At 38.8% G+C, this 24,201-nt stretch carries 18 protein-coding genes and 1 pseudogene; 12 read left to right on the plus strand and 7 right to left on the minus strand.

Annotated features, from left to right (window positions below):
* Positions 1 to 70 precede the first annotated feature (70 nt).
* Positions 71 to 963, plus strand: a pseudogene (locus tag IQ10_RS10005) (manganese catalase family protein).
* A gap of 100 nt (positions 964 to 1,063) precedes the next feature.
* Here IQ10_RS10005 and IQ10_RS10010 read toward each other — a convergent pair.
* Positions 1,064 to 1,885, minus strand: a complete 822-nt coding sequence (locus tag IQ10_RS10010) for a methyl-accepting chemotaxis protein (protein ID WP_144450351.1) — start codon at positions 1,883 to 1,885, stop codon at positions 1,064 to 1,066.
* 322 nt (positions 1,886 to 2,207) lie between these two features.
* Positions 2,208 to 2,582, minus strand: a complete 375-nt coding sequence (locus IQ10_RS10015) for a hotdog domain-containing protein (protein WP_144450353.1) — start codon at positions 2,580 to 2,582, stop codon at positions 2,208 to 2,210.
* Positions 2,583 to 2,767: 185 nt separating this feature from the next.
* On the opposite strand from IQ10_RS10015, the gene IQ10_RS10020 reads away from it, so the two are divergent.
* Positions 2,768 to 3,385, plus strand: coding sequence for a fumarylacetoacetate hydrolase family protein (locus IQ10_RS10020; RefSeq protein WP_144450354.1), 618 nt, complete (start codon positions 2,768 to 2,770; stop codon positions 3,383 to 3,385).
* Positions 3,386 to 3,429: 44 nt separating this feature from the next.
* Here IQ10_RS10020 and IQ10_RS10025 read toward each other — a convergent pair whose 3' ends face one another.
* Entirely contained in the window at positions 3,430 to 4,806 is a 1,377-nt protein-coding gene (locus tag IQ10_RS10025; protein ID WP_144450356.1) for an alanine/glycine:cation symporter family protein, read from the minus strand.
* Positions 4,807 to 5,088: 282 nt separating this feature from the next.
* Between IQ10_RS10025 and IQ10_RS10030 the strand changes: the two genes are divergently transcribed.
* Positions 5,089 to 5,829, plus strand: a complete 741-nt coding sequence (locus IQ10_RS10030; protein WP_144450358.1) for a glycerophosphodiester phosphodiesterase — start codon at positions 5,089 to 5,091, stop codon at positions 5,827 to 5,829.
* 68 nt (positions 5,830 to 5,897) lie between these two features.
* Here IQ10_RS10030 and IQ10_RS10035 read toward each other — a convergent pair whose 3' ends face one another.
* The 4 genes from IQ10_RS10035 to IQ10_RS10050 all read right to left on the minus strand — a co-directional run bounded on the left by IQ10_RS10035 (position 5,898) and on the right by IQ10_RS10050 (position 12,201).
* The gene (locus tag IQ10_RS10035; RefSeq protein WP_144450360.1) at positions 5,898 to 8,327 is read right to left on the minus strand and encodes a glycogen/starch/alpha-glucan phosphorylase; all 2,430 of its coding nucleotides are present in this window, start codon (positions 8,325 to 8,327) and stop codon (positions 5,898 to 5,900) included.
* Positions 8,263 to 9,759, minus strand: a complete 1,497-nt coding sequence (locus IQ10_RS10040; RefSeq protein WP_144450361.1) for a glycogen synthase — start codon at positions 9,757 to 9,759, stop codon at positions 8,263 to 8,265. Before IQ10_RS10040 ends, IQ10_RS10035 begins: the two co-directional genes overlap by 65 nt.
* A gap of 137 nt (positions 9,760 to 9,896) precedes the next feature.
* Entirely contained in the window at positions 9,897 to 11,003 is a 1,107-nt protein-coding gene (glgD, locus tag IQ10_RS10045) for a glucose-1-phosphate adenylyltransferase subunit GlgD (protein ID WP_144450363.1), read from the minus strand.
* Between the two features lie 46 nt (positions 11,004 to 11,049).
* A complete protein-coding gene (locus IQ10_RS10050) occupies positions 11,050 to 12,201 on the minus strand; it encodes a glucose-1-phosphate adenylyltransferase (RefSeq protein ID WP_144450365.1) in 1,152 nt (383 codons plus the stop codon).
* A 334-nt stretch (positions 12,202 to 12,535) separates the two neighbouring features.
* Between IQ10_RS10050 and IQ10_RS10055 the strand changes: the two genes are divergently transcribed.
* The 9 genes from IQ10_RS10055 to IQ10_RS10095 all read left to right on the plus strand — a co-directional run bounded on the left by IQ10_RS10055 (position 12,536) and on the right by IQ10_RS10095 (position 24,171).
* Positions 12,536 to 13,234, plus strand: a complete 699-nt coding sequence (locus tag IQ10_RS10055) for a DUF2225 domain-containing protein (RefSeq protein ID WP_144450366.1) — start codon at positions 12,536 to 12,538, stop codon at positions 13,232 to 13,234.
* A gap of 97 nt (positions 13,235 to 13,331) precedes the next feature.
* Positions 13,332 to 13,796: a chemotaxis protein CheX gene (locus IQ10_RS10060; protein ID WP_367613671.1), complete on the plus strand. Its 465-nt coding sequence runs from the start codon at positions 13,332 to 13,334 to the stop codon at positions 13,794 to 13,796.
* A 137-nt stretch (positions 13,797 to 13,933) separates the two neighbouring features.
* The gene (locus IQ10_RS10065) at positions 13,934 to 15,475 is read left to right on the plus strand and encodes a bifunctional GNAT family N-acetyltransferase/carbon-nitrogen hydrolase family protein (protein WP_144450370.1); all 1,542 of its coding nucleotides are present in this window, start codon (positions 13,934 to 13,936) and stop codon (positions 15,473 to 15,475) included.
* Positions 15,476 to 15,919: 444 nt separating this feature from the next.
* A complete protein-coding gene (locus IQ10_RS10070) occupies positions 15,920 to 17,566 on the plus strand; it encodes a glycerol-3-phosphate dehydrogenase/oxidase (protein ID WP_144450372.1) in 1,647 nt (548 codons plus the stop codon).
* Between the two features lie 214 nt (positions 17,567 to 17,780).
* The gene (locus tag IQ10_RS10075; RefSeq protein WP_144450374.1) at positions 17,781 to 19,517 is read left to right on the plus strand and encodes a phospho-sugar mutase; all 1,737 of its coding nucleotides are present in this window, start codon (positions 17,781 to 17,783) and stop codon (positions 19,515 to 19,517) included.
* 159 nt (positions 19,518 to 19,676) lie between these two features.
* Entirely contained in the window at positions 19,677 to 21,086 is a 1,410-nt protein-coding gene (locus tag IQ10_RS10080; RefSeq protein WP_144450375.1) for a SpoVR family protein, read from the plus strand.
* Between the two features lie 145 nt (positions 21,087 to 21,231).
* Positions 21,232 to 21,927: a response regulator transcription factor gene (locus tag IQ10_RS10085; RefSeq protein ID WP_144450377.1), complete on the plus strand. Its 696-nt coding sequence runs from the start codon at positions 21,232 to 21,234 to the stop codon at positions 21,925 to 21,927.
* Positions 21,927 to 23,291 (plus strand): sensor histidine kinase, encoded by a 1,365-nt coding sequence (locus IQ10_RS10090; RefSeq protein WP_144450378.1) that lies wholly within the window; start codon positions 21,927 to 21,929, stop codon positions 23,289 to 23,291. Before IQ10_RS10085 ends, IQ10_RS10090 begins: the two co-directional genes overlap by 1 nt.
* Positions 23,284 to 24,171 carry a PepSY domain-containing protein gene (locus IQ10_RS10095; RefSeq protein WP_144450380.1) on the plus strand — a complete coding sequence of 296 codons (888 nt, stop codon included), beginning with the start codon at positions 23,284 to 23,286 and terminating at the stop codon, positions 24,169 to 24,171. The genes IQ10_RS10090 and IQ10_RS10095 overlap by 8 nt, the downstream gene beginning before the upstream one ends.
* Positions 24,172 to 24,201: the final 30 nt, after the last annotated feature.

Genomic DNA, 24,201 nt, shown 5'->3' on the forward strand with positions numbered 1-24,201 from the left:
CAGCATAAGACATTCCTTTTTCTTCATATGACATAAAGAATCTTAAATTGTTCATATGGAGGGAAGGCAATTGATTAAACGGTTTAATAAATTGGCGATTGAATTGCCGACGCCAAAAAAATCCAGATGCGAATGCAGCTGCAGCCGTTCAAGAGTTACTTGGTGGAAAATTTGGAGAGATGTCGACCTTAAATAATTATATGTATCAATCGTTTAATTTTCGAAATAAAAAGAAGCTGAAGCCCTTTTATGATCTAGTCGTAAGTATTACAACAGAGGAATTTGGTCATGTGGAGCTCGTTTCACATATTGATTGAAGGCACGACTTTCCCAGCTGATCCAGACCTTGCACCGATGAGGGATGCGAAGGATAAGCGTAATACGTACCATTTTATTCAAACAGCGCAGACGTCTCATCCAATGGATTCAATGGGGACTTCCTGGCGCGGTGATTATGTGTTTAATAGTGGCAATCTTGTCTTAAACCTTTTGCATAATTTCTTTTTGGAGTGCGGTGCGAGAACACATAAGATGCGTGTGTATGAAATGACGGATAATCCAGTTGCCCGTGAAATGATTGGTTACCTCCTCGTTCGTGGTGGGGTGCATGTTGTTGCCTATGCAAAAGCACTTGAAATCGCCACAGGTGTAGATGTAACGAAATTACTGCCTATTCCGAATCTAGATAACTCAAAATTCGATGCCACACGAAAATTTGAGGCAGAAGGAGTTCACCGAAGACTGTACACATTTAGCGATCATGATTACAAAGACATCGATAAAATTTGGAAAGGAACGCACCCGACAGAAGGAGGGCAGCTTGAAGTGATTCAAGGTATACCTGAAGGGGGACCTATACCTGACTTTGAAGACCTTCCAGAAACATTTGCACCAGGCATTTCACAAGAAGAATTTATGGAGATTGCCAAAAGGTTGCAGCGCTCTGCTACTATTTCAGAATAGATAGGTTTGTAAACAAAAAGGATAGATTAGCGGAATCATCTCCGCTAAATCTATCCTTTTTGTTCTACTATCCTACAACGAAAGATGTAATTAATATGAATTAGACCAACAAATCATTTGTAAACGCTTTTAATTCATCGCTAATGGTGCTTAACCTTTCAATGATTTCACTAAAATCGGTTACTAAGACTGCTTGGTTATTTGATGAGTCTGTAATTTGCTCCACGTTTTCTAAAAGCAAATGAATACTAGATGTAATTTCATTTAAGGAATGATTTATTTTTTCTGATGCGTCAGATGTCTCTGTTGATAGTTTTCGAACTTCAGTTGCTACGATTTTAAAGCCAGCTCCTGCACTTCCAGCTCTTGAAGCTTCGATTGATGCATTAATACCTAACAAATTTGTTTGTCTGGAGACCTGTTTAATAAAATTAACGACCTCGTGTGATTTTTTAGAATCTCGTAAAGCGCTTGCTGATTGTTCCTTTACGTCTTCCCCAGATGCAGCGAGCTCTTGAGAATGCGCAGATAACACCTGAACTTTTTCTTGTAAATCATCGACAATTGTATAAATTTGCTCCATGTAGTTATCGAGCTTTTGCTGACGTTCAAAAGGAACTGCATAGGCAAGAGCGCCGATTACTTTGCCGTTTTCATCCTTGATCGGTAAAGAAGTAGCGTTAACGGGAAAGCCATAAACTTCTGTTGGAATCATAATTTGTGCAATTTTTCCGTTTAACGCATTTTGTAAATTCTCATCCTTTGGAGAAACGGGATCCCCTGTCTTTATTCCAAAATCAATCTTTTCTGAAGGCAAATAACATAAAAACTCCTTTTTGTTGATGACTCCTAATGTAGCTTCGCCTTTTAACAGTTGTTGAATAACAGGTGCTGAGATTACTAGTGCATCTAAAATGTTCATAAGAGCCTCCCTGTAGAGAAAAAAGATATCAAAAATGACAAATTTTTCTTTCAAGGAAATTATATCATAAGTGTCATCAATAGGCTTTCCTATTTTTTTGCGGAATTTACAGTGATTACTATCTATTTTTGGTTGAATTAAAAGGTTTAGTAAATTGGCGGGAATGGCTTAGAATGGGGAGAAGAAACGATCGGACAAAATGATATATGGACCGTTTATTGTCCATTTTTTAACTGGTTGAAAATAGGTACAACAGATATGGTCTCATTGTTTTAGCATAATGAAATTAACATAACGATGTAAGTTTACTGAGGCAGTAAACTTACAGTATAACCCCCGAAAAATACCCACTTAACACGTCCTTCTCATGCTGATTTTGGCAAACAAATGTAGCTGTAATATGTGTTCTATCACCCTGTTTTTCAAATCGTTCAATTTTAACTTCGCAAAGGATGGTATCTCCTGTAAAGACTGGTCGTAAGAATTCATAAGACATTTTACGGGCGAGGACATTATGGTCGCCGCCTACTTTTGTTGGCAAAGTCGCCGTTAATAACCCTTGAATGACGACTCTGCCTTGTTGATCAGGAGTAATGTGGTGAGTTCCTTCATCGCCTGAAACTTTAGTAAATAACTCTACATCCTCAACGGTAAATATACGTTCAAATTTAATGATATCTCCAACTTTTAATGTCATAATCTATCCCTCATTTATTTAAAAAAGTACTATGTATATACATACAACACTTTGGTTTAATTATCCTGCATGATCAATTTTATGTTGTAAGAAGTTGAACCGAATTCTTCATCTTTTTTCTTTTTTATCTTAATGAAAACGATTAAACTAAAGAAGAAGCTATATGAAAAAGGAGAGAAGAATTGATGGAGACACAAAACATTTACTGTATTGGACGTAATTATGCTAAGCATGCGGAGGAACTTGGAAATGCGATTCCGAAGCAGCCGATTCTTTTCTCGAAACCAACTCATGCGCTTGTTTATACAGATGGACAAGTAATTTCTTTACCTAAGGATAAAGGTGAGGTTCATCATGAGATTGAGATCGTGCTTCGCATTGATCGTGACGTTCAAAAAGGGGATAGGGTTGAAGATGTCGTGAGCGAGATTGCATTAGGTCTTGATTTAACGCTCCGCGATGTACAATCAGTCTTAAAGGAAAAAGGACATCCATGGTTACGTGCAAAAGGGTTTAAAAATTCAGCAATCGTGACTCCGTTCTGGAAATTTGAAGGAGTGGAAAGCTTGAAGCAGGTTGATTTTTCATTTGTAAAAAATGGTGATGTCATTCAAAAAGGCAATATTCAAAACATGATGTTTGACTTTCAAGCAATCATTGATGAGTGTGCCGAATGTTTTGGCCTAGGAAAGGGAGATTTGATTTATACAGGAACGCCTGAGGGAGTCGGTCCATTACATAGTGGTGATGAATGTATTCTTTACTGGGGAGCAGAGGAAAAAGGACGTTTTATCGTCGAATAAAAGAAAGAAGGAGTTGGCAAAAGGCTAACTCCTTCTTTCTAATCCTATTGCTCTACATGATAAGCGCTATTCTGTTTCTTCTCTTCTTTCATTTGTTTCAGGAAACGATGAGTTTCAGCTACGACGACACCAGATAAGCCGAGGAGACCTATTAAGTTTGGAATCGCCATTAATCCGTTCATAATATCTGCTATACCCCAAACGAGGTCAAGGCTAGCTCCTGCTCCGAGTACGACAGCAATGACGAATAAAATACGATATATAACGATTGATGTCTGAGATTTGAATAAATAAACGAAACTTTTTTCCCCGTAATAGGACCATCCTAGAATTGTAGAGTAGGCAAAGAAAATTAAGCCTATTGCAACAATAACAGAACCAATAGGTCCAAGGAAGAATTCAAATGTTGCTGAAGTAAGAGCAGCTCCTGTTTCACCATTTGTGTATAAATTACCCATCACAAGAGTAATACCCGTAATCGAACAAATAACGATGGTATCAATAAATACTTGGGTCATGGAGACAAGTGCTTGACGTCCTGGATAATCAGTTCTTGCGGCAGCGGCTGCAATTGGAGCCGAGCCTAAACCAGCTTCATTGGAGAATACTCCACGTGCAACCCCGTACTGAATGACAATCCCAATTGCGCCCCCAGCAACGGCTTGACCAGTAAAGGCATCTGAGAAAATAAGGCCAATAGCGCCTGGTACGAGAGATAAATTCGAGAAGATAAGAACAAGTCCAGCAATGACATAGAATAAAGCCATTAAAGGCACGATAAATGCTACGACACGCCCAATACTACGAATACCACCTAAAATAACGAGACCAGTAAAAATAGCCATAATGATTCCCGTCAACCACGGGTTTATTCCCCAGTTACTTTCAACAACATGAGCAACTGAATTTGACTGTACGGTATTTCCGATTCCAAAGGCAGCAATAGCAGCAAAAACAGCAAATACTACCCCTAGCCATTTTTGACCTAGTCCTTTTTCAAGATAGTACATCGGTCCACCAGCCATTTCACCATTAGGGCCTTTTTCACGATATTTAACAGCAAGAATCGCTTCTGCGTATTTCGTTGCCATCCCGAAAAGGGCAGAGAGCCACATCCAAAAAACAGCCCCTGGTCCCCCGATCACAACGGCTGTTGCTACACCCGCAATATTACCTGTTCCAACTGTTGCGGCTAAGGCGGTCATTAATGATTGGAAATGCGAAATATCTCCTTCAGAATTTTTGTCTTGATTGCGACTGAATGCGAGCTTCAATGCATAAGGCAGCGTGGAAAATTGTAAAAAAGAAAGACGAAATGTTAAAAAAATCCCAGTCCCTACTATTAAAATAAGTAGTGGTGGTCCCCAAATAAAACTGCTAATTTCATTAATAATGGCTAAAACTCTGCTTTCTTCTTCCATTCAATCAACCCCTTTCTGTAGTCTATCAATAAATATTACCAACTATCAAAAAAGATGACAATTGATTTTTTAGTAAATATAGCGAGAAATGCTATGATTGATAGGTTTTCTGACAGCTTTTTTGCTCAATTATATAATAAGGGAACATGGAATTGAGCAAAAAAGAGTACATTGTTTGTGAAAGTCTTTACGTAATCTTAAAGATTATACAACCTTACATTTACATAAACTTGTTACGTAAAGGGATGTGCGTATGAAATCAAGATAAGGAGGGGATTCATGATGACTCAAACGAACGTTTTTGCTCATCGCGGTGTATCGAGCCAATTTCCTGAAAATACGATGGCCGCTTTTGGGGCTGCAGTGAATGTTGGAGCAGATGGTATTGAGTTTGATGTTCAATTAAGCAAAGATGATGTACCTGTGGTTATTCATGATCATACACTTGATCGAACGACAACGGGGTCTGGACTTGTTCGATCACATACGGTTAAAGAATTAAAAGAGCTAAGTGCAGGAGAGTGGTTTCATCCTGATTTTAAAAATGAGCAAATTCCAACGCTTACAGAAGTATTCATTTGGGCTAAACATCATTCGTTGCTTTTGAATATTGAATTAAAGGGTGATGTTCGTGAACGAGAGCTTATTTCATCGACGGTCCTTTCTCTAATTGTGCAATTTGGATTAGTTGACAGGGTGATTCTTTCTTCATTTGATCATACTATTATCCATTTGATTCAGCAAAAAATGCCGCAGGTAGAGACTGCGGTCATTGTGATGGCTGCTTTACATGAACCAGCGTTTTATTTAAAAAGAATAGGGGCACCTGGATATCATTTCTGTTCACCTCTTTTATTAAAGACAGAGGCCCAAGATTTAATGAGAAAAGGGATTCGGTTGCGACCATATACTGTGAATGATCGTGAGTGGATGCGAGAGTATATGGACTGGGGCTGTGATGGGATTTTTACAGATTATCCAAAAGAAGCACTGATCATAAGGGAAGAAAGGGAGCGTGCTTAAAATTTAAAAATAAAAGAGTCTCCTTTATTGAACATGATGTTCATAGAAGGAGACTCTTTTATGTCGAACTATGATTGTTTTTTTGGTTCAATCTCCCATATATCTTTTGCATATTCTTGAATGGTTCTGTCGCTAGAAAACGTTCCTGAGTGAGCAATATTAATGATGCTCTTTTGTAACCATTCATGTTGATTATGATAGGATTGTTCAATTAGCTTATGTGCATGAACATAGCTGTCAAAGTCTTTTAAGACAAAGTATTCATCGTTATTAGAGAGGAGGGAGTAGAAAATATCTTTGAACTCTACATCATCATTTGTAAAATGTTGATTAACTAGTAGGTCCATGACTGATTTTAAGCGGCGGTCGTTGTTGTAGTAATCACGCGCCCGGTAATCCCCTCGTTGTTGATAAGCAAATACTTCCTCAGAGGTGAGACCAAATGTGAAGATGTTATTTGGACCAACTAGTTCACTAATTTCAACATTAGCTCCGTCAAGTGTGCCAATCGTCAGTGCTCCGTTCATCATTAGTTTCATATTACCTGTGCCAGAAGCTTCTTTACTAGCTGTGGAAATTTGTTCACTAACATCAGCCGCAGGGATAATTCGTTCAGCAAGGCTAACTTGATAATTCTCTAGGAAAATCACTTTTACTTTATCACGTACATGCGGATGATGATTGACTTTTTCTGCAACAGTATTGATTAACTTAATGACATGCTTAGCAAATAAATAGCCTGGGGCTGCTTTTGCTCCAAAGATAAACGTTCGTGGTGTCATTTCAATAGTAGGCTGTTCGAGGCAAAGTTGATAAAGGTGAATGATATGGAATAAGTTCAGAAGCTGACGTTTATAACCATGCAGTCGCTTAATATGGACATCAACAATGGACTTATCATCAATGGTAATATCATAATGCTTTTTAATGTAGTGAGCGAGCCTCTTTTTGTTTTCATGCTTCACTTTTGCAATCGATTCCTGAAGCCCGGCATCATCGGCAAAAGGGAGTAAACTAGCTAGTCGGTGTGGTTCCTTGATCCAATTTGGTCCAATTGTATCTGAGAGGACCGTTGCTAGTTCGGGGTTACAATTTAAGAGCCAACGCCTGTGGGTAATGCCATTTGTTTTGTTATTAAATCGCTTTGGAAAGACGGTATAAAATGGCTTCATGACGCGATTTTTGAGAATATCAGTATGTAACTTCGCTACCCCGTTAATGCTGAAGCTACCGACCATGGCAAGATGAGCCATATGAATTTGATTGTATGAAAGAATCGCCATCTCAGGAATTTTGTCACGTAATTCGGGATAGTCAAACCAGAGCATTTGGCAAAAGCGTTCGTTGATTTCTTTGATAATCAGATAAAGACGAGGGAAAAGGGATTGAATCATATCTTCAGGCCATTTTTCAAGTGCTTCACTTAATGTTGTATGATTCGTGTAGGCAACTGTGCGTTGAGTAATATCCCACGCTTCGTCCCAATCAAGACCTTCTTCATCAATGAGTAAACGCATCAATTCTGGAACGATCAGACTTGGATGAGTGTCGTTGATTTGAACGACAATATGATTAGGTAAACATTTGAGCTCTTTAAATTGTTTTTTAAACCGTTGAAGGATACTTTGAAGCCCTGCTGAAACGAGAAAATACTGTTGCTTTAAGCGTAATATTTTTCCTTCATAATAAGAGTCATCTGGATAAAGAAATTCAGAAATTTTTTCAACAGAGCGTTTGTAATCAAGGTAATGATAATAATCGTGACCGCGACTTGAGTGAAAGTGGAAATGATTAGAAGTTGACTCAGCACTCCAAAGTCGTAGGGTATTCACTGTTTCATTTTGATAGCCAACGATTGGAACATCATATGGAATCGCCAGAACACGTTCATAGTCGTGATGGTGAAATTTAAGGCTCCCATTTTCGTTAGACGTTTCAACGGTTCCACCAAAGCGAACTTCAATCGTTTTATCACTGCGTTTCGTTTCCCACATGTATTCATCCTTTAACCAATAGTCGGGTAACTCAACTTGATATCCATTTACGACCTTTTGTTGGAATAACCCGTATTTATAACGAATTCCCATGCCGTGACCAGGCAGTTGAAGAGATGCAAGAGAATCAAGAAAGCAGGCGGCTAGTCTTCCTAGACCGCCATTACCAAGCCCTGCATCATGCTCCTCATGAAAGACTTCCTCAGGATCAAAACCAAGACTTTCGAGCGTTTCACTGTAAAGGGACAACAACCCCATATTTAATAGATTGGTTTCGACCATACGTCCTAGCAAAAATTCCATTGAAAAATAATAGACTTGCTTGCTTTCGCTATCACGGTAGACTTCCTGCGTTTTGTGCCAATTTGTATGAATAGATTCTCTCATCATTAAGCAAATAGATTGAAACATATCCTTCGTAGTTGCTTCTTCAAGGCTTTTACCGAATGATAAGGTCAGCTTCTCTTTCAGTAATTGTCCCAGACTCTCGACGGTCAGTGTCATATTCATCCTCCTCGTTATTAGCTGAACTGAGATGAGAGTAAACGTGTTCGTACTCAATTGCTGAATCATGCCAGCTAAGTTTACTTTCATAGACATTTTCTAAAATCTTCTGCCAATTGTCTGGGTGATGGTACTGCGAAATGGCATAGTGAATTGTATGCCATAAGTCATTGACATTATAATTCGTGAAAGTAAACCCATTTCCTTCTTTTGTATATTCATTAAATGACTGAATCGTATCTTTTAAACCACCTGTTTCGCGAACAATTGGCACACTTTCATAGCGTAGGGCAATCAATTGGCTTAAGCCGCATGGTTCGAATCGTGAAGGCATGAGAAAAAAGTCAGAAGCTGCATATAATCTTCTAGCTAACCCTTCATTGAATTCTCCAATAAATCGAAAAGCTGATGGATGACGGTTAGAGACGGATTGGAATGCCTCCTCAAAATATTGCTCTCCTGTACCCATGATCACAACTTGAATGGACTCTGTTGTGAGAAGGTGATCGAGAATGGATAGGAGCAGTGAGAGCCCTTTTTCTTCAACCAATCGACTTATGAGAATAAACATTGGAATGTGACGATCAACTGGGAGGTCAAGCTCTTTTTGCATATAATATTTGTTCTCGCTCTTACGCTCAGGTTGTTGATAATATGTGATGGGAATGTGTAAATCTGTAGATGGATGATAGATATCTTCATCAATGCCGTTTACGATACCTGTTATGCTTGTTTCACGTTGCAAAAGAAGTTGTTCTAAGCCTTCTCCGTAGTGCGAGCTCATCATTTCACTAGCGTAAGTTGGACTGACTGTTGTTACCCAGTCAGAATGGACAAGTGCTGTTTTCATAAAATTAATCGCTCCATTCATCTCCAAGCCAGCGTGATGAATGGAATCAAAATGAAGTAGCTCATCAAAGATCGATAAAGGGAAAATTCCTTGATACTTTAAATTGTGAATGGTAAAGACGGTTTTAATATCGTTTAAATCAGGATTTGTTCGAATGTAAGCTGGAATCAAGCCAGTTTGCCAATCATGACAATGAAGAATATCTGGCTTAAGGTTTATATAATCAAGAGCAGAGAAGATAGCATGTGAGAAGAAGGTATAGCGTTCTGCATCGTCAAATTCGCCGTATAGAGAAGCACGTTTGAAATAATACTCGTTATCAATAAAATAATAGCGAACATCCTCTAGTTGATAAACAAATAGACCACAATACTGCTTGCGCCATCTCACCCACACATCAAAGGAGCCGATAAATTGTAATTGATCGGTTATTTCTGGTGAGAGGGAAGAGTGCTTTGGTAAGAAAACAGATAGCTTATGTCCGCGATTTGTAAGAAAGCGAGGGAGAGAGCCGATAACATCGGCTAACCCCCCTGTCTTAAAAAAAGGTGTGCATTCTGAGGCAACCATAACAATATTCATAGTCAATAGTCTCCTTTGTTTGGAAGTTAGATGGATTTAGCTAAAACATCTGCCGCGGTCACTTCTGGTACTTTTGTGAGAGGGGAGATGAAGGTATGGAGTTGTGCTATTAGACAAACCATCGTGTCGACTTTTTTCTAGATCACTTTTCTTTTGGCAATGACATGTGGATGTTCTGGTGGTCCTATGATGGTTCGATCTGGAGAGATGATAATATCTTTGTCTAAGATGACGTTTTCTAAAACGGTTCCTTCTTGAATGTTGCAACGCTGCATGATGATCGAATTACGAACAACCGCATTTTTATGAACATGAACGCCTCTAAATAGAATACTATTTTCGACGGTTCCTTCTATGACACATCCATTTGCAAATAAGGAACCCTTGACTTTTGCGTCTTTCGTATAACGTGTTGGGGGCTCATCTTTTACCTTTGTGTAGATCGGTTTTCGGTTTAAAAAGAGCTGGGTATAGGCATCGACATCAAGCAAAGCCATGCTATGTTTGAAATAGCTTTCGATCGAATTGACGACAGAGAGATATCCTTTATAAGCATAGGCACGTACTTTCAGACGGTCGAGGTTGGCGATGATGCCATCTTGTAATAAATTTTCTTTCCGCCTAGCGATACAATAGTCAACAATTTCTAGTAATAATGCTTTTCGAATAATAAACATGCCCATGTATAGATTATGATTAGTTGCATCGGTTGTTATGTTTTTGACGAATCGATTTTGATCGAGATCGAGCTTCTTTTCAAAGCGATGTTCATGTTCAAGTTGCTGCACATTTTGATAGATAAGGGTTACATCGACTCCTGATCGTAAATGTTCGGCGAAGACCTTGCCATAATCGATATTGCAAATATGATGGGCACCTGTAATAAGTACATAGTCAGCTGAGCCACGGTCAAGAAAATCACGGTTATTGTGAAAATGCTGTAACTCACCTAATGAAAAATCAGTGGGATCGTTCCAATCAGGAGGTAAAATAAACAAGCCTCCACGTTTTCTATCTAAATCCCAAGACTTTCCTGTTTCAAGATGATCCATTAAAGAGCGATATTTTCGACGTGTAAAGACAGCTACATCACGAATGCGAGCATTAACCATGTTTGATAGGACGAAATCTATTATTCGATATCGACCTCCAAAAGGAACGGCCGCACCACACCGGAAATAAGTGAGTTCTCCAAACAAGTCCTGTTCTCCGTCTAAGTGGATAACACCCATTAATTTACTCATATAAAACCTCCAAAAGTAGTTGATAGTTGGCTAGATTACTAGTTGGTTATCTAGAGACTGCTTTCTTTTGAATGGGAATATCTCTGTCTATTACGATAATCTCATCATGGGGTGATTCAATTGTTGTATAATCTGGAATTGTAACCCCTTCGGCAACAATTACTTTATTTAGGCTGACGTGGTTGCCGATGTTTGCATTTGGCATCAGCACCGATTTCGAAATGGAGCTGTTATAACCAACTTTTACTTGATGAAAGAGAATCGAGTGATCGATATCTCCGTATACGACACAACCTTCATTGATTAGAGAATCCGATACGTTTGCTTTTGCAGCAATAAAATGAGGAGGTTGATTAGGATTAACAGAATAGATGCGCCAATGGTGATCGTGCAATTTGAGTGAAGGATTTTTGGAAAGTAAATCCATATTTGCATCCCAGTAGCTTTGAATCGTTCCAACATCTTTCCAATATCCAGAGAAAGGATAAGCAAATAGTTTGCGATGATCTTGAAGCATGGCTGGAATAATATCTTTACCGAAATCATGACTCGATAAATCAGATCTAGCATCGTTTTTTAAATAAGACTTCAAGACAGACCAATTAAAAATATAAATCCCCATTGAAGCTAGATTGCTTTTTGGATGAACTGGCTTTTCTTCAAATTCTGAAATGACTCCGTTATCTGCTGCATTCATAATGCCAAAACGACTTGCTTCATCCCAAGGAACTTCAATAACTGAAATCGTAGCCTCAGCTTTGCGTTCTATATGATAGTCAAGCATGAGGCTATAATCCATCTTGTAAATATGATCACCAGATAAGATGAGTACGTATTCAGGATCATATTGCTCGATGAAAGAGGAATTTTGATAGATCGCATCAGCAGTACCTAAATACCAAGAACCACCTTGTTTCTCAACGAATGGAGGTAAGCACGTTAATCCGCCATTCCAACGGTCTAAATCCCAAGGAGTTCCTATGCCTAAGTGGCTATTAAGAGCAAGTGGTTCATATTGAGTTAACACACCGACGGTATCAATCCCTGAATTCGTACAATTACTTAATGGAAAATCGATGATTCGATATTTGCCACCAAAATATACAGCAGGCTTGGCTACCTTTTTTGTTAAGTTACCTAATCGCTTTCCTTCCCCTCCTGCAAGTAACATGGCAACGCATTCTTTTTTTCTGTTCAATTATACCCGCCCCTATCTTCTTCGTTTTTTGATGCGTGAAGGGACATCCATATCGTTCCTTGTGCGTGTGTTGTCATAGGAAAAGGAGATTCCCCCCTGTAGAGATTGACCACTGTAGTCAATTATTTCTATGTATATGAAAACGCTTACTATTCCGAAAGATTTTATAAAAAGGAAAATTTTTATTGATTGATACTAAAGGACCAGTTTTAATCTATTGAAATAGAAATGTAAAATACAAATCAAAAAAAAGAAATAAATAGAAAAATATCTAGTCTTAATGGGTACTTATAGACTAAAATATAAATAAAACTAAAAGACTAGGGTGATGCGCATGATTTATGAATTGCAGCCACTTTATGATAAAGAAGTCTGTTGTTTATTCTGCGAAATGCCATTTCAAACAAAAAGAATGCGTTCAAGATTTGTTCGTGTGAACAAAATACACAGTGATTTCTACACTGAGTACAAAGACGCATCATTGAATCCAGTATTTTATGAAGTCGATGTTTGTCCACATTGTGGCTTCGCTTCAACAGAAATGTTTAACAAATACTTTCCGCCAGGCACGAAGGCGATCATTTTAGAACAATTTCAGAAATGGAAAACGCAAGATTTTGGACGAGAGCGTTCGGTTGAGGATGCGATTCGCACGATGAAATTAGGAGTCCTGTCCGCAATGCTGAAAAAAGAAAAGAATATTGTCATAGCAGGTCTATGTCTTCGCCTTGCTTGGATGTTTCGTTTGCTTAAGGATACGGAACAAGAAAGACGTTTTTTGGAAAAAGCCCTTCTACAGTATGAAGCTTCCTATCAACAATCTGATTATTTAAAAACACAAATGACTGATATGAGAGTTCTCTATTTAATTGGGGAACTATCAAGGCGCCTTGAAGATGAGGACAATGCCATCCGTTATTTCTCTCGCGTCATACAGCATGAAAATAAGTCTGTTGAACGGAAATTAGTTGAAATGGCAAGAGAACAGTGGCACCTTATTCGTGATAAAGAGAAGGTAGCTGCAGTAAATTAAAAAAAATCACATTTCTCTAAAGTGCTATGGTAAAATGTAAATAATTTACCGCATTTCGACAGGATTAGTATTTTTCTGCGTGATAAGCAATGGGGGAATGGATTTGAATGTTAAACATGTAAACGCGATAAGTCGAGCTACTAATGAAATATTAACAAACCATTTCGGATTAGACGTTACACCCCTTGAGCCAACAACTGGAACAGGGACCGTTTTTTCTAAGGAAATTGCTGTTATTTTAGGAGTGAAGGGTGAGCTAACAGGTCAAATTGTTTGCGCATTTTCTAATAATACGGCCAAACAAATTGTCGGTGTGATGATGGGTGGTATGCAAATTGATCAACTTGATGAGATGGGTTTGAGTGCTGTGCAAGAATTTGGAAATTGGGTAGCGGGTACCACAGCTACTGAACTTTCAAAAGAATCGTGTATTATCGATGTGACGACACCTATTGTAAATGAGGGGGAGTCTAAATTACATTCAAGTAATCCTTTTGTAACAGTTCCTCTTAATAGTAAAATCGGACAAATTGATGTGCACATCGCAGTAAAGGAAGAATAGATTGATCTTCTTAAACCACCTTAAATTAAGGTGGTTTTCTCATTATAAATACAAGCAAGACAAAAGAGTGTTCATAAGCTATAAAAACGGGTAAACTTTATAATGGAATGGTTTCGATGGGGAAGGAGATGATAACGATGTCGATGATTGATATGTCTAAATTCGAGAAAAAAATGATTATTCGTCATATCGAGGAGAAGGACTTCGATGCGATTATAAATATGCAAAAACTTTGTTTTCCAGACATGGAGCCTTGGGAAAGAGAACATTTAGAAAGTCATTTAGACATTTTTCCAGAAGGTCAATTTTGTGTTGAATATGATGGTGAGATTATTGGTTCATGTTCAAGTTTGATTATTAACTTTGATGAATATGATGATCAACATACGTGGGATGAAATTACAGACAATGGATATATAACAAACCATGATTATGAAGGCTATAATCTTTATGGTATTGAGGTCATGGTTCATCCTGAATATCGCAGAATGAAGATTGGACGTCGACTATACGAAGCGAGGAAGGACCTTGCTCGTGAACTGAATTTGAAAAGTATTATTATCGGTGGACGAATTCCGAATTATTTTAAACATGCCAAAGAAATGACACCGCGTCAGTATGTTGAAGAAGTGACGATGCATAATATTTATGATCCTGTTTTAACATTTCAAGTGATGAATGGTTTTACGTTAAAGCGAATCAATCAGAACTACTTAGAAGATGATAAGGCTTCCCTTCGCTATGCAACATTAATGGAGTGGAATAATATTGATTATCGTCCTACGATGCCGAAGCGTCAATTTAAGACGTCATTTCCAGTCCGAATTACGACAATTCAATATGCAATGAAAAAGATCTCTTCGTTTGAGGATTTTGCTGTTCAATGTGAACATTATACAGACGTAGCGGCAAGCTATAATTCAGATTTTGCCGTTTTCCCAGAAATTTTCACGCTACAATTATTATCTTTCTTACCAGAAAAAAGTCCTAGTCTAGCCATTAGAAGGCTGACTGAATTTACAGAAGACTATATTGAGTTGTTTACCAATTTAGCGTTGAAGTACAATGTAAATATTATTGGTGGTTCACATTTTGTTGAAGAAGAAGGCAAGATATATAATATTGCTTTCTTATTCCGTCGTGATGGAACAATTGAAAAGCAGTACAAGCTACACATTACGCCAAATGAACGGAAATTCTGGGGTATTAGTGGCGGAGATAATGTCAATGTATTTGATACTGATTGCGGAAAGATTGCAATCCAAATCTGTTATGACATTGAGTTCCCTGAGTTAGCTCGTATTGCAGTAAATAAAGGGGCAAATATTATCTTTACACCATTTTGTACAGATGACCGTCAAGGATATTTACGTGTTCGTTATTGTTCACAGGCAAGAGCAATTGAAAATCAAGTTTATACGGTCCTATCTGGAACTGTTGGTAATTTAACAGATGTTGAAAATATGGATATTCAATACGCTCAATCTGGTATTTTTAGTCCTTCTGATTTTACTTTTGCACGTGATGGAATTGTCGGAGAATGTAATCCGAATATTGAAACGGTTGTTGTTGGTGATGTTGATCTTGAAATATTAAGACGTCATCGTAGAGCAGGAAGTGTCAATCAATTGCGAGACCGTAGACATGATATCTATGAAATTAATTATAAACAAGATTGATCTTAGCAAGGTCTGATTATAAAAGTAATGACCTTTACTAGAAGAAAGCGATCATTGTAAAGATAATGTTTTGAAATAGTGTTCATATCTCATTTTAATAAGTCGCATTTTGATTTGTGCGTGTACCTCCTTCTGCGGATACGTATTTCATATGAAGGGACCTATTATTGCAGGGGGGAACCGTGATCCAGATGATCACTTTAATCTTGAACAACCGTTACTGATTTGATATACAACGTCAGCTTAAGCATTTCCTTGTTTTAAGCAATGAGGTCTAAGGAGAACGTTTTCGTTCCTCTTAGACCTTATTGTTATCATGTTTAATTAATTATGTCGAAAAATTTGTAAAAATAAGCATTTTTGACTAAAATCGTTTAAAATGGAGTCAAGGAGTTGGAAGTTTTTTGAATTGTTCATCTTTCTAGATAAGGAGCGGAGAGTGAGATGGGGCATACATTTTCGAGTGAGAAGCGACAAGATTATGTAATGAAGCTTAAACGTGAGGAGTTAGACTTACTTGTGATTGGTGGAGGGATAACAGGGGCTGGAGTTGCCTTAGATGCACAAGTAAGAGGCTTGAAAACAGGGCTTGTAGAAATGCAAGATTTTGCCGCAGGTACTTCAAGTCGTTCGACGAAACTTGTACACGGAGGCTTACGTTATTTAAAGCAGCTTGAGATGAAGTTAGTGGCAGAGGTTGGTAAAGAAAGGTCGGTTGTGTATGAAAATGCGCCACATGTGACCTCACCTAAAAAGATGCTTCTGCCGATTTATAAAGATGGCACATTTGGTAAGCTCTCTACCTCGGTTGGATTAAGTGTGTATGACAGGCTTGCTGATGTGAAAAAGTCTGAACGACGCCATATGCTCTCAAAACGTCAGACATTGCAAGAAGAACCATTGCTTAGAAAGGAAAAGCTAAAAGGTGGAGGTATATATGTCGAGTATCGTACGGATGATGCGAGACTAACCATTGAAGTGTTGAAGGAAGCTGTGAGGCGTGGAGCTATAGCTTTGAATTATGTGAAAGTAGAGTCATTACTTTATGAAAATGGGAAAGCGATTGGAGCTTTAGTCGTAGATCAGCTTAGTGGTGAAGCGCATAAAATTTTTGCGAAAAAAATTGTTAATGCAACGGGGCCTTGGGTTGATACTATTAGAGAGCAAGACCGTTCAAAAGAAGGAAAGGTAGTAAAGCTCTCAAAAGGAGTCCATCTTGTCATTGATGGCTCAAGATTCCCCTTAAAGCAAGCTGTATATTTCGATACGGAGAAAGATGGACGGATGATGTTTGCGATTCCACGTGATGGAAAAACGTATGTTGGAACAACGGATACGTTTTATGAAGGCGAGATTGCAAGTCCAAGAATGACAGCAGCTGACCGTGATTATATACTTGATGCCTGTAATTATATGTTTCCTTCGGTGCAGCTTAAGCGGGAGGATGTTGAGTCAAGTTGGACTGGATTACGGCCACTTATTTATGAAGAAGGGAAAACAGCATCAGAAATTTCCCGGAAGGACGAAATATTTGTGTCGGAATCTGGTTTGATATCGATTGCTGGAGGTAAATTAACGGGTTACCGAAAAATGGCTGAACGAATTGTTAATATTGTTGGGAAAGAACTTGGTGTGAAAAAAGAATGCGAGACAGAAGATATTGCCCTGTCAGGTGGACATGTTGGAGGTTCAAAAGGGTTTGAAGGGTTTATTCAACGAAAGATCGAAGAGGGAATGATGTTAGGTCTTAGCAAGCAAGAAGCAAAAGAACTGGCAAAACGATATGGTTCTAATGTATCTAATGTGTTTGCGCGAATGAGTAAGCTGCGTAAAGAGGCAGAAGCGTTTCATCTGAGTGCATCACTCTACGCCCAATTACGTTACGGAATTGAGGAGGAAATGGTTGAAACACCTCTCGATTTCTTTATTAGAAGAACGAGTGCCCTTTTCTTTAATATTAATTGGGTTGAAAAGTGGAAGGAGCCTGTCATTCGTTGTATGCGTGATACATTTGAGTGGACACAAGAAGAGACAGAAAAGCATGAGAGAGAATTAGCCGCCGAATTATATTTTGCAAAAACGCCACTATAAGAAAAATGATAGAAGCGTAAGTACCAACCGAATGATAGGAATAAAAAATTGAAATCTACAGAATAGGTGCTTACGCATCATGTCGAATAGGATCATATCATACATATTTTTGTAAAAAATATATTTTTATCCTATTTGTAAAAGGAAGTCATCGTATTCGTGTGGAATGATATATTATAGATCTAAAAAAGAATCATTGCTAGGGGGAGAGCGAGTGAACTGGAAGGATCAATACATAAAGTGGAAAGAGTATTCGGCATTGGAAAAGGAGTGGAAGGAAGCTTTAGATAAGCTCGAAGGTAATGATGTTGAATTAGAGGATTGTTTTTATAAGCATTTGGAATTTGGAACGGGTGGAATGAGGGGAGAAATTGGTCCAGGCCCTAACCGTATGAACATTTACACGATTAGAAAAGCGTCAGAGGGATTAGCTCGTTATATCGAAGCACGAGGAGCCAAGGCAAAAGAGCGCGGTGTGGCGATTGCATTTGACTCTCGCTATAAATCGAGAGAATTTGCGTTAGAGGCGGCGTTGACGCTTGGAAAACATGGAATTAAGTCTTACTTGTTCCACGAGCTTCGTCCGACTCCAGAGCTTTCTTTTGCTGTGCGCTATTTGAATGCTTATGCAGGAATTGTTATAACAGCGAGCCATAATCCGCCAGAATATAATGGTTTTAAAGTATATGGACCAGATGGTGGACAACTTCCCCCAGCACCAGCTGAAGAGCTAATTGGATACGTTAATCAAGTTGAAGATGAATTGAAAATTGAAGTAACGGATGAACTGGTGCTAAAAGGTGAACGTCTTCTTCAAATTATTTCAGATGAGATTGATGATGCTTATAATAATGAGTTGCAGACAATCCTTGTTCAACCAGAGCTTGTAAAAGAAGCAGGAAAAGATGTGAAAATTATTTTCACTCCTCTTCATGGTGCTTCTAATATTCCCGTACGCCGTGTGCTTGAGGATAGTGGCTTTACACAAGTGACGGTCGTAGCTGAACAAGAATTACCTGATCCAGACTTTACAACAGTCAAATCACCTAATCCTGAAGAGCATGAAGCTTTTTCGCTTGCGATTAAGTATGGCGAAAAAGAGGGAGCGGATGTTTTATTAGCGACTGATCCAGATGGTGATCGCGTTGGTGTTGCCGTTAAGGATAAAAATGATGAATATGTTGTACTAACAGGGAATCAAACTGGAGCATTAATGCTTGATTACTTGCTTACGCATAAAAAGGAACAAGGAAAACTCCAAGCTAACGGTGTAGTATTGAAAACCATTGTTACCTCAGAACTTGGTCGTGTGATTGCTGATGCATTCGAATTGAAAACGATTGACACACTCACTGGTTTTAAGTTTATTGGAGAAAAAATCGCAGAATTCGAACAAACAAGCGAACATACTTACCTTTTTGGCTATGAAGAGAGCTATGGATATTTAATTGGAGATTTTGTCCGTGATAAAGATGCCGTGCAAGCGTGCTTACTGGCTGCTGAAATGGCTGCCTATTATAAGTCTCGTGGCATGAACTTATATGATGGCTTAATCGAAGTATTTGAGAAGTACGGTTATTTTCAAGAAGGCTTAGAATCATTAACGTTAAAAGGAAAAGCAGGTGTGGAAAAGATTCAAGCAATTCTAACGTCATTCCGTGAAACACCTCCTAGTATGATTAATGGTTTGAAAGTTGTTGTGGTTGAAGATTATCAATCAAGCGAGTCGCTGACTACGGAGAATAACGAAAAGAAAGTGATGGATTATCCTACATCAAATGTTCTTAAGTACAAGCTAGAGGACGGATCGTGGTTCTGCATTCGTCCATCTGGAACAGAGCCAAAAGTGAAATTCTACTTTGGTGTTCAAAGTGAGTCACTCGAACAGTGTAAAGATAAGTTAGGGAAAATAAGCCAAGATGTGATGCGAAAAGTAAATCAGTTGGCTTAAGGTACAAAGTGGAGAACTGGTTTACTTGTTCATCTTATACGAAAAGAGAGCTTGGAGAATGATCCAAGCTCTCTTTAGACTGTTGAAAACGTTGTTCAACAGTCTTTTTTTATTGCTTCTTACATAAGATGTAAAAAGCAAGTTCAAGGAGGGATATTAATGTCGTCAGAAGAATGGAAGGAGCTTGAACGAGCAATAAGTGAAATCACTGAAATAGCAGAAGGATTTGGCCTGGACTTCTATGAAATGCGTTATGAAATATGTCCTGCGGAAATCATTTATACATTTGGTGCGTACGGAATGCCAACACGTTACACACATTGGAGCTTCGGGAAGCAGTTTCATAAAATGAAATTACAATATGATCTTGGTTTGAGTAAAATCTATGAATTGGTCATCAATTCTGATCCATGCTATGCCTTTTTACTTGATAGTAACTCGCTCATTCAAAACAAATTGATTGTTGCACACGTGCTTGGTCATTGTGATTTCTTTAAAAATAATGTCCGGTTTTCCAATACGAGGCGTGACATGGTTGAGAGTATGAGTGCAACGGCAGAGCGAATTGCCTATTATGAGCATGTTTATGGAAAGGAAGAAGTCGAGAATTTTCTCGATGCAGTTCTTGCCATACAAGAGCATATCGACCCAAGTATCATCCGACCGAAATTAGATTGGAGCATAACAGATGAAGAAGAACCCGCGCAAAAAAAGAAATCAGAATATGATGATTTATGGAGGCTCGATGAAAAGCAAGTAAAAGAAGAGCCAAAAGCAAAGAAAAAAAGCTTCCCTCCAAGTCCCGAGAAAGACATTTTGCTATTTATCGAAGAATACAGCCGTGAACTCGAGCCTTGGCAACGTGATGTGTTAACGATGATGCGTGAAGAAATGCAATATTTTTGGCCACAGCTTGAAACGAAGATCATGAACGAAGGCTGGGCTTCGTACTGGCATTCGCGGATCCTTCGTGAAATGGATTTAACGAGTGAAGAAACGATTGAGTTTGCGACATTGAATGCAGGAGTTGTCCAACCATCGAAGACGTCGATTAACCCATATTATTTAGGGTTGAAAATATTTGAGGATATTGAAGAGCGTTATAATAATCCGACGAAGGAGATGCAAGAACGACAAGGTGTTAAGCCAGACAGTGGACGAGAGAAGATGTTTGAAGTCCGTGAGATTGAGTCTGATATTTCCTTTATTCGCAATTACTTAACGAAGGATCTCGTTATGCGTGAGGATATGTACTTGTTTCAAAAACAAGGTGGCGATTACAAAATCGTCGATAAAGAGTGGGAGCATGTCCGTGATCAGCTAGCTTTGTCAAGAGTAAATGGTGGTTTTCCTTATCTTGTTGTCACGGATGGCGATTATTTAAAAAATGGAGAGCTTTACATTACTCATAAGTACGAAGGAACAGAGCTCGATATTGGTTATTTAGAGAAAGTACTTCCTTATTTATATCAGCTGTGGGGGCGAGCAGTCAATATCGAAACAGTCATTAGTGATAAGGCAATTGCGTTTATTTATGATGGAAAAAAGGTGCATCGAAAGTATTTATAGGTTCAATGGGCTAGACAAAATGTCTGGCTTTTTTCTGTTTTCTCTTTCCTATGATTTCATGTACACTTAAATAAATGGAAAGTTCGCTCAGTGGTGAGGCTTATTGGGTGGTAATAAGAGATAAAGGACGATGAGAGGAAAAATAATGGAACAAGCCAAAATTTTAATCGTAGAGGACGCGGCAAATATTGCCCGAGTTGTTCAGTTGGAGCTAGAGCATGAAGGATATGCAACGGTGATTGCTGCTGATGGTGGTACGGCACTTAAGCAACTTGAATCCGAACATTGGTCATTAGTGTTGTTAGATGTTATGCTTCCCGTTTTAAGTGGGATGGAAGTATTACGTAGGATGAGAACAGCAGGGAATCAGACTCCTGTCATTTTGCTGACAGCTAGAGATACGATTGTAGATAAAGTTATGGGATTAGATCAAGGGGCGAATGATTATGTGACGAAGCCATTTGAAATAGAAGAACTTCTTGCCCGAATTAGAGCTTGTTTGCGTATTAAGATTGTTACCGTAACCGATACCGTAGATGAAAGTCTAAAAGTTGCTGATCTTTCAATTAATGAACAGATGCGTGAAGTACAGCGTGGAGATGTCTTAATTGAGTGTACGCCAAGAGAGTTTGATTTACTTGTTTACTTAATGAGACACCCCCATCAAGTGTTAAACCGTGAGCAGATCCTTGAGCATGTCTGGGGATTTGATTACTATGGTGACACTAATGTTGTTGATGTGTACATTCGGTATTTGCGACAAAAGGTTGATAAACCATTTGATAAGCCTTTGATCCACACTGTTCGCGGGGTTGGCTATGTTATTAAGGATCCGAAATAATGAGTATTTCACGCAGAATCACTTGGTTTTCAACGGTATGGCTTCTCGTGATTTTATTAATCGTCAATAGTGGTATCTATTTTCTATTTGAGCAATTGACGGCTCGTGCTGAGTTAGAACGTGTTTCGTCGCAAGCTCAAGCTATTGCTGAAGCAGCGGGTGGAGAAACACTTCAGCCTGCAGACCTTTTTGCTGCTTATGTCGCAGGTGAAGGAATGATTCGTGTTATTCGAGAAGATGGTAGTGAGGCTGTTACGATTACAAAAAATCCAGCCATGCGCGGAATTTCACGTATGTATTCAGTCGCACAGGGAACAGAGCAAATTCGGTATCAAGGTGATCGCATTGCTATGGCCCGTTTTCCTGTGATTTGGAACGATGGAACAGTCGTGACGTTAGAATATAGTGAGAAGATGGACACCTTTGAGTCGACTTTAGCAACACTGAGATTGGTCCTTGTGGTGGCTTCGTTACTTGTCTTAATTCCTGCCTTTTTTGCAGGGAGGGCGTTAAGTCGGCTTCTTCTTCAACCGATTCAAGCATTGATGCAGACGATGGAAGGTATTCGAAAAAGTGGTACGTTTAATCGCATTGAGGTATCAGAGGAGTCTAAAGATGAACTTGATCAAATGGGCCAAACATTTAATCGAATGATTGAACTGCTTGAGTGCAATTACGAGAAGCAGCAGCAGTTTGTTTCAGATGCTTCTCATGAATTGCGGACGCCTCTTACGGTTATTGAAAGTTATGCGAATTTATTAAAGCGTTGGGGAATGACTAATCCAGAAAGGTTAAAAGAAGCAGTTGAGGCTATACTTGAAGAGTCTAAGCGAATGAAAGGTTTAACCCAACAAATGTTATCACTGGCAACTGGTGAGCAAGATCGAACGGTGGAATTACGAAAGCTTGAACTTAGCCTTTTAGCCCAAGAAACGGCACGAAAGCTGCAACAGGCTTATGAGCGTGATATTCATATTGGGACAGATGAAACGTATACCATTTTAGGAGATGAAGCACGGATTAAGCAGCTGCTTTTTATCTTATTAGAAAACGGTTTAAAATATAGTAATGATTCATTAACGGTAACCTTTTCTCATTATAATGAGTTCGTACAAATGGAAGTAAGTGATCAAGGAATTGGAATCTCTGAAAAAGACCTTCCGCATGTGTTTGAACGATTTTTCCGTGTCGATAAAGCACGTAGTCGACAAACAGGAGGCAGTGGCTTAGGCTTGGCGATTGCTAAAACAATAGTTGACGTACACGGGGGACAAATTTCCGTGATAAGTAAGGAGCAAGTTGGAACAACATTTACGGTATTGTTGCCCATGGCAATAAGGAAAGGAGGAGAACTTGATGAATAGCGTATGGCGCAATCGAATTTTTATCGGCCTTGCTGTCGTCATTGCGGCGATTATCGCAATTTCTTTTATTCGTCCAGCTCAAGCAGCGATTGAGGAAGACGAGGTAAGAACCTTTATTCAAGAACAATTTGATGGGAGAATTTATTCGTTACATGAGAATGTGAAGGACGGGCAGGATGTCTATGAAATTGAGCTACTAGCTGAAGCTGGAATATATGAAATCATTGTTGATCAGTATTCGGGAGAGATTCTTTCGCTAACGCATGTTCTTAAGCGGGAAGAAGTGGATCCTAGTAAATGGGAAGATGAGGAGGTCACGTCTTCAACAACACTTAGTCATGAAGAAATAAGAGAGCTCGTGCAGCGATCAGTTGGTGAAGACGTGACCATTCTTAAAATGGAGCTTGAGGAAGAGGATGGACAACTCATCTATGACGTGAAGGTTCGCCAGTCACAAGGGACGGGCGAGATGGAGATTAACGCTAGAACGGGTGAAGTGCTTGTGTATTCGTTAACAGAAGAAGAAGTCGAACCTTCCTCAGTAAAGGAAGTTGAACCACCACCTGCACAAACGCAGCCTCCTGAGCAAGCTAAGGAGCAGAAAAAAGAAGACAAGAAAGACAAGAAGGATAAGAAGGAAGAAGATAAATCTTCTCCTAAAAAAGAGCAGCAACAGTACAAAAAGCCTATTGGAGAAAAAGAAGCGAAGCGAATTGCACTCTCTAAAGTTGCTGGTAAAGTAGAAGATATCGAGCTTGACGAAGATAATGGACGATTAATATATGAAATAGAGATTAAAGCTGAGTCTGAAGATATAGATGCAGAAGTGTTAATTGATGCGATAACGGGTGAAGTGATGACAATAATTTGGGAAGATTAATTGAAAAATCCTGACTGATTAATTTCAGTC

The sequence above is a fragment of the Halalkalibacter nanhaiisediminis genome, from assembly GCF_007830185.1.
Classification (GTDB): Bacteria; Bacillota; Bacilli; order Bacillales; family Bacillaceae_D; genus Halalkalibacter; species Halalkalibacter nanhaiisediminis.

What these genes read in the sequence shown, in the direction of transcription:
- glgD (WP_144450363.1), bottom strand. Translation starts at nt 11,003, where the DNA reads ATGAGTAAATTAATGGGTGTTATCCACTTAGACGGAGAACAGGACTTG.
- IQ10_RS10060 (WP_367613671.1), top strand. Translation starts at nt 13,332, where the DNA reads ATGGATTTGAATGTTAAACATGTAAACGCGATAAGTCGAGCTACTAAT.
- IQ10_RS10055 (WP_144450366.1), top strand. Translation starts at nt 12,536, where the DNA reads ATGATTTATGAATTGCAGCCACTTTATGATAAAGAAGTCTGTTGTTTA.
- IQ10_RS10010 (WP_144450351.1), bottom strand. Translation starts at nt 1,885, where the DNA reads ATGAACATTTTAGATGCACTAGTAATCTCAGCACCTGTTATTCAACAA.
- IQ10_RS10070 (WP_144450372.1), top strand. Translation starts at nt 15,920, where the DNA reads ATGGGGCATACATTTTCGAGTGAGAAGCGACAAGATTATGTAATGAAG.
- IQ10_RS10065 (WP_144450370.1), top strand. Translation starts at nt 13,934, where the DNA reads ATGTCGATGATTGATATGTCTAAATTCGAGAAAAAAATGATTATTCGT.
- IQ10_RS10030 (WP_144450358.1), top strand. Translation starts at nt 5,089, where the DNA reads ATGACTCAAACGAACGTTTTTGCTCATCGCGGTGTATCGAGCCAATTT.
- IQ10_RS10015 (WP_144450353.1), bottom strand. Translation starts at nt 2,582, where the DNA reads ATGACATTAAAAGTTGGAGATATCATTAAATTTGAACGTATATTTACC.
- IQ10_RS10020 (WP_144450354.1), top strand. Translation starts at nt 2,768, where the DNA reads ATGGAGACACAAAACATTTACTGTATTGGACGTAATTATGCTAAGCAT.
- IQ10_RS10095 (WP_144450380.1), top strand. Translation starts at nt 23,284, where the DNA reads ATGAATAGCGTATGGCGCAATCGAATTTTTATCGGCCTTGCTGTCGTC.
- IQ10_RS10025 (WP_144450356.1), bottom strand. Translation starts at nt 4,806, where the DNA reads ATGGAAGAAGAAAGCAGAGTTTTAGCCATTATTAATGAAATTAGCAGT.
- IQ10_RS10090 (WP_144450378.1), top strand. Translation starts at nt 21,927, where the DNA reads ATGAGTATTTCACGCAGAATCACTTGGTTTTCAACGGTATGGCTTCTC.
- IQ10_RS10080 (WP_144450375.1), top strand. Translation starts at nt 19,677, where the DNA reads ATGTCGTCAGAAGAATGGAAGGAGCTTGAACGAGCAATAAGTGAAATC.
- IQ10_RS10035 (WP_144450360.1), bottom strand. Translation starts at nt 8,327, where the DNA reads ATGACACTGACCGTCGAGAGTCTGGGACAATTACTGAAAGAGAAGCTG.
- IQ10_RS10040 (WP_144450361.1), bottom strand. Translation starts at nt 9,759, where the DNA reads ATGAATATTGTTATGGTTGCCTCAGAATGCACACCTTTTTTTAAGACA.
- IQ10_RS10085 (WP_144450377.1), top strand. Translation starts at nt 21,232, where the DNA reads ATGGAACAAGCCAAAATTTTAATCGTAGAGGACGCGGCAAATATTGCC.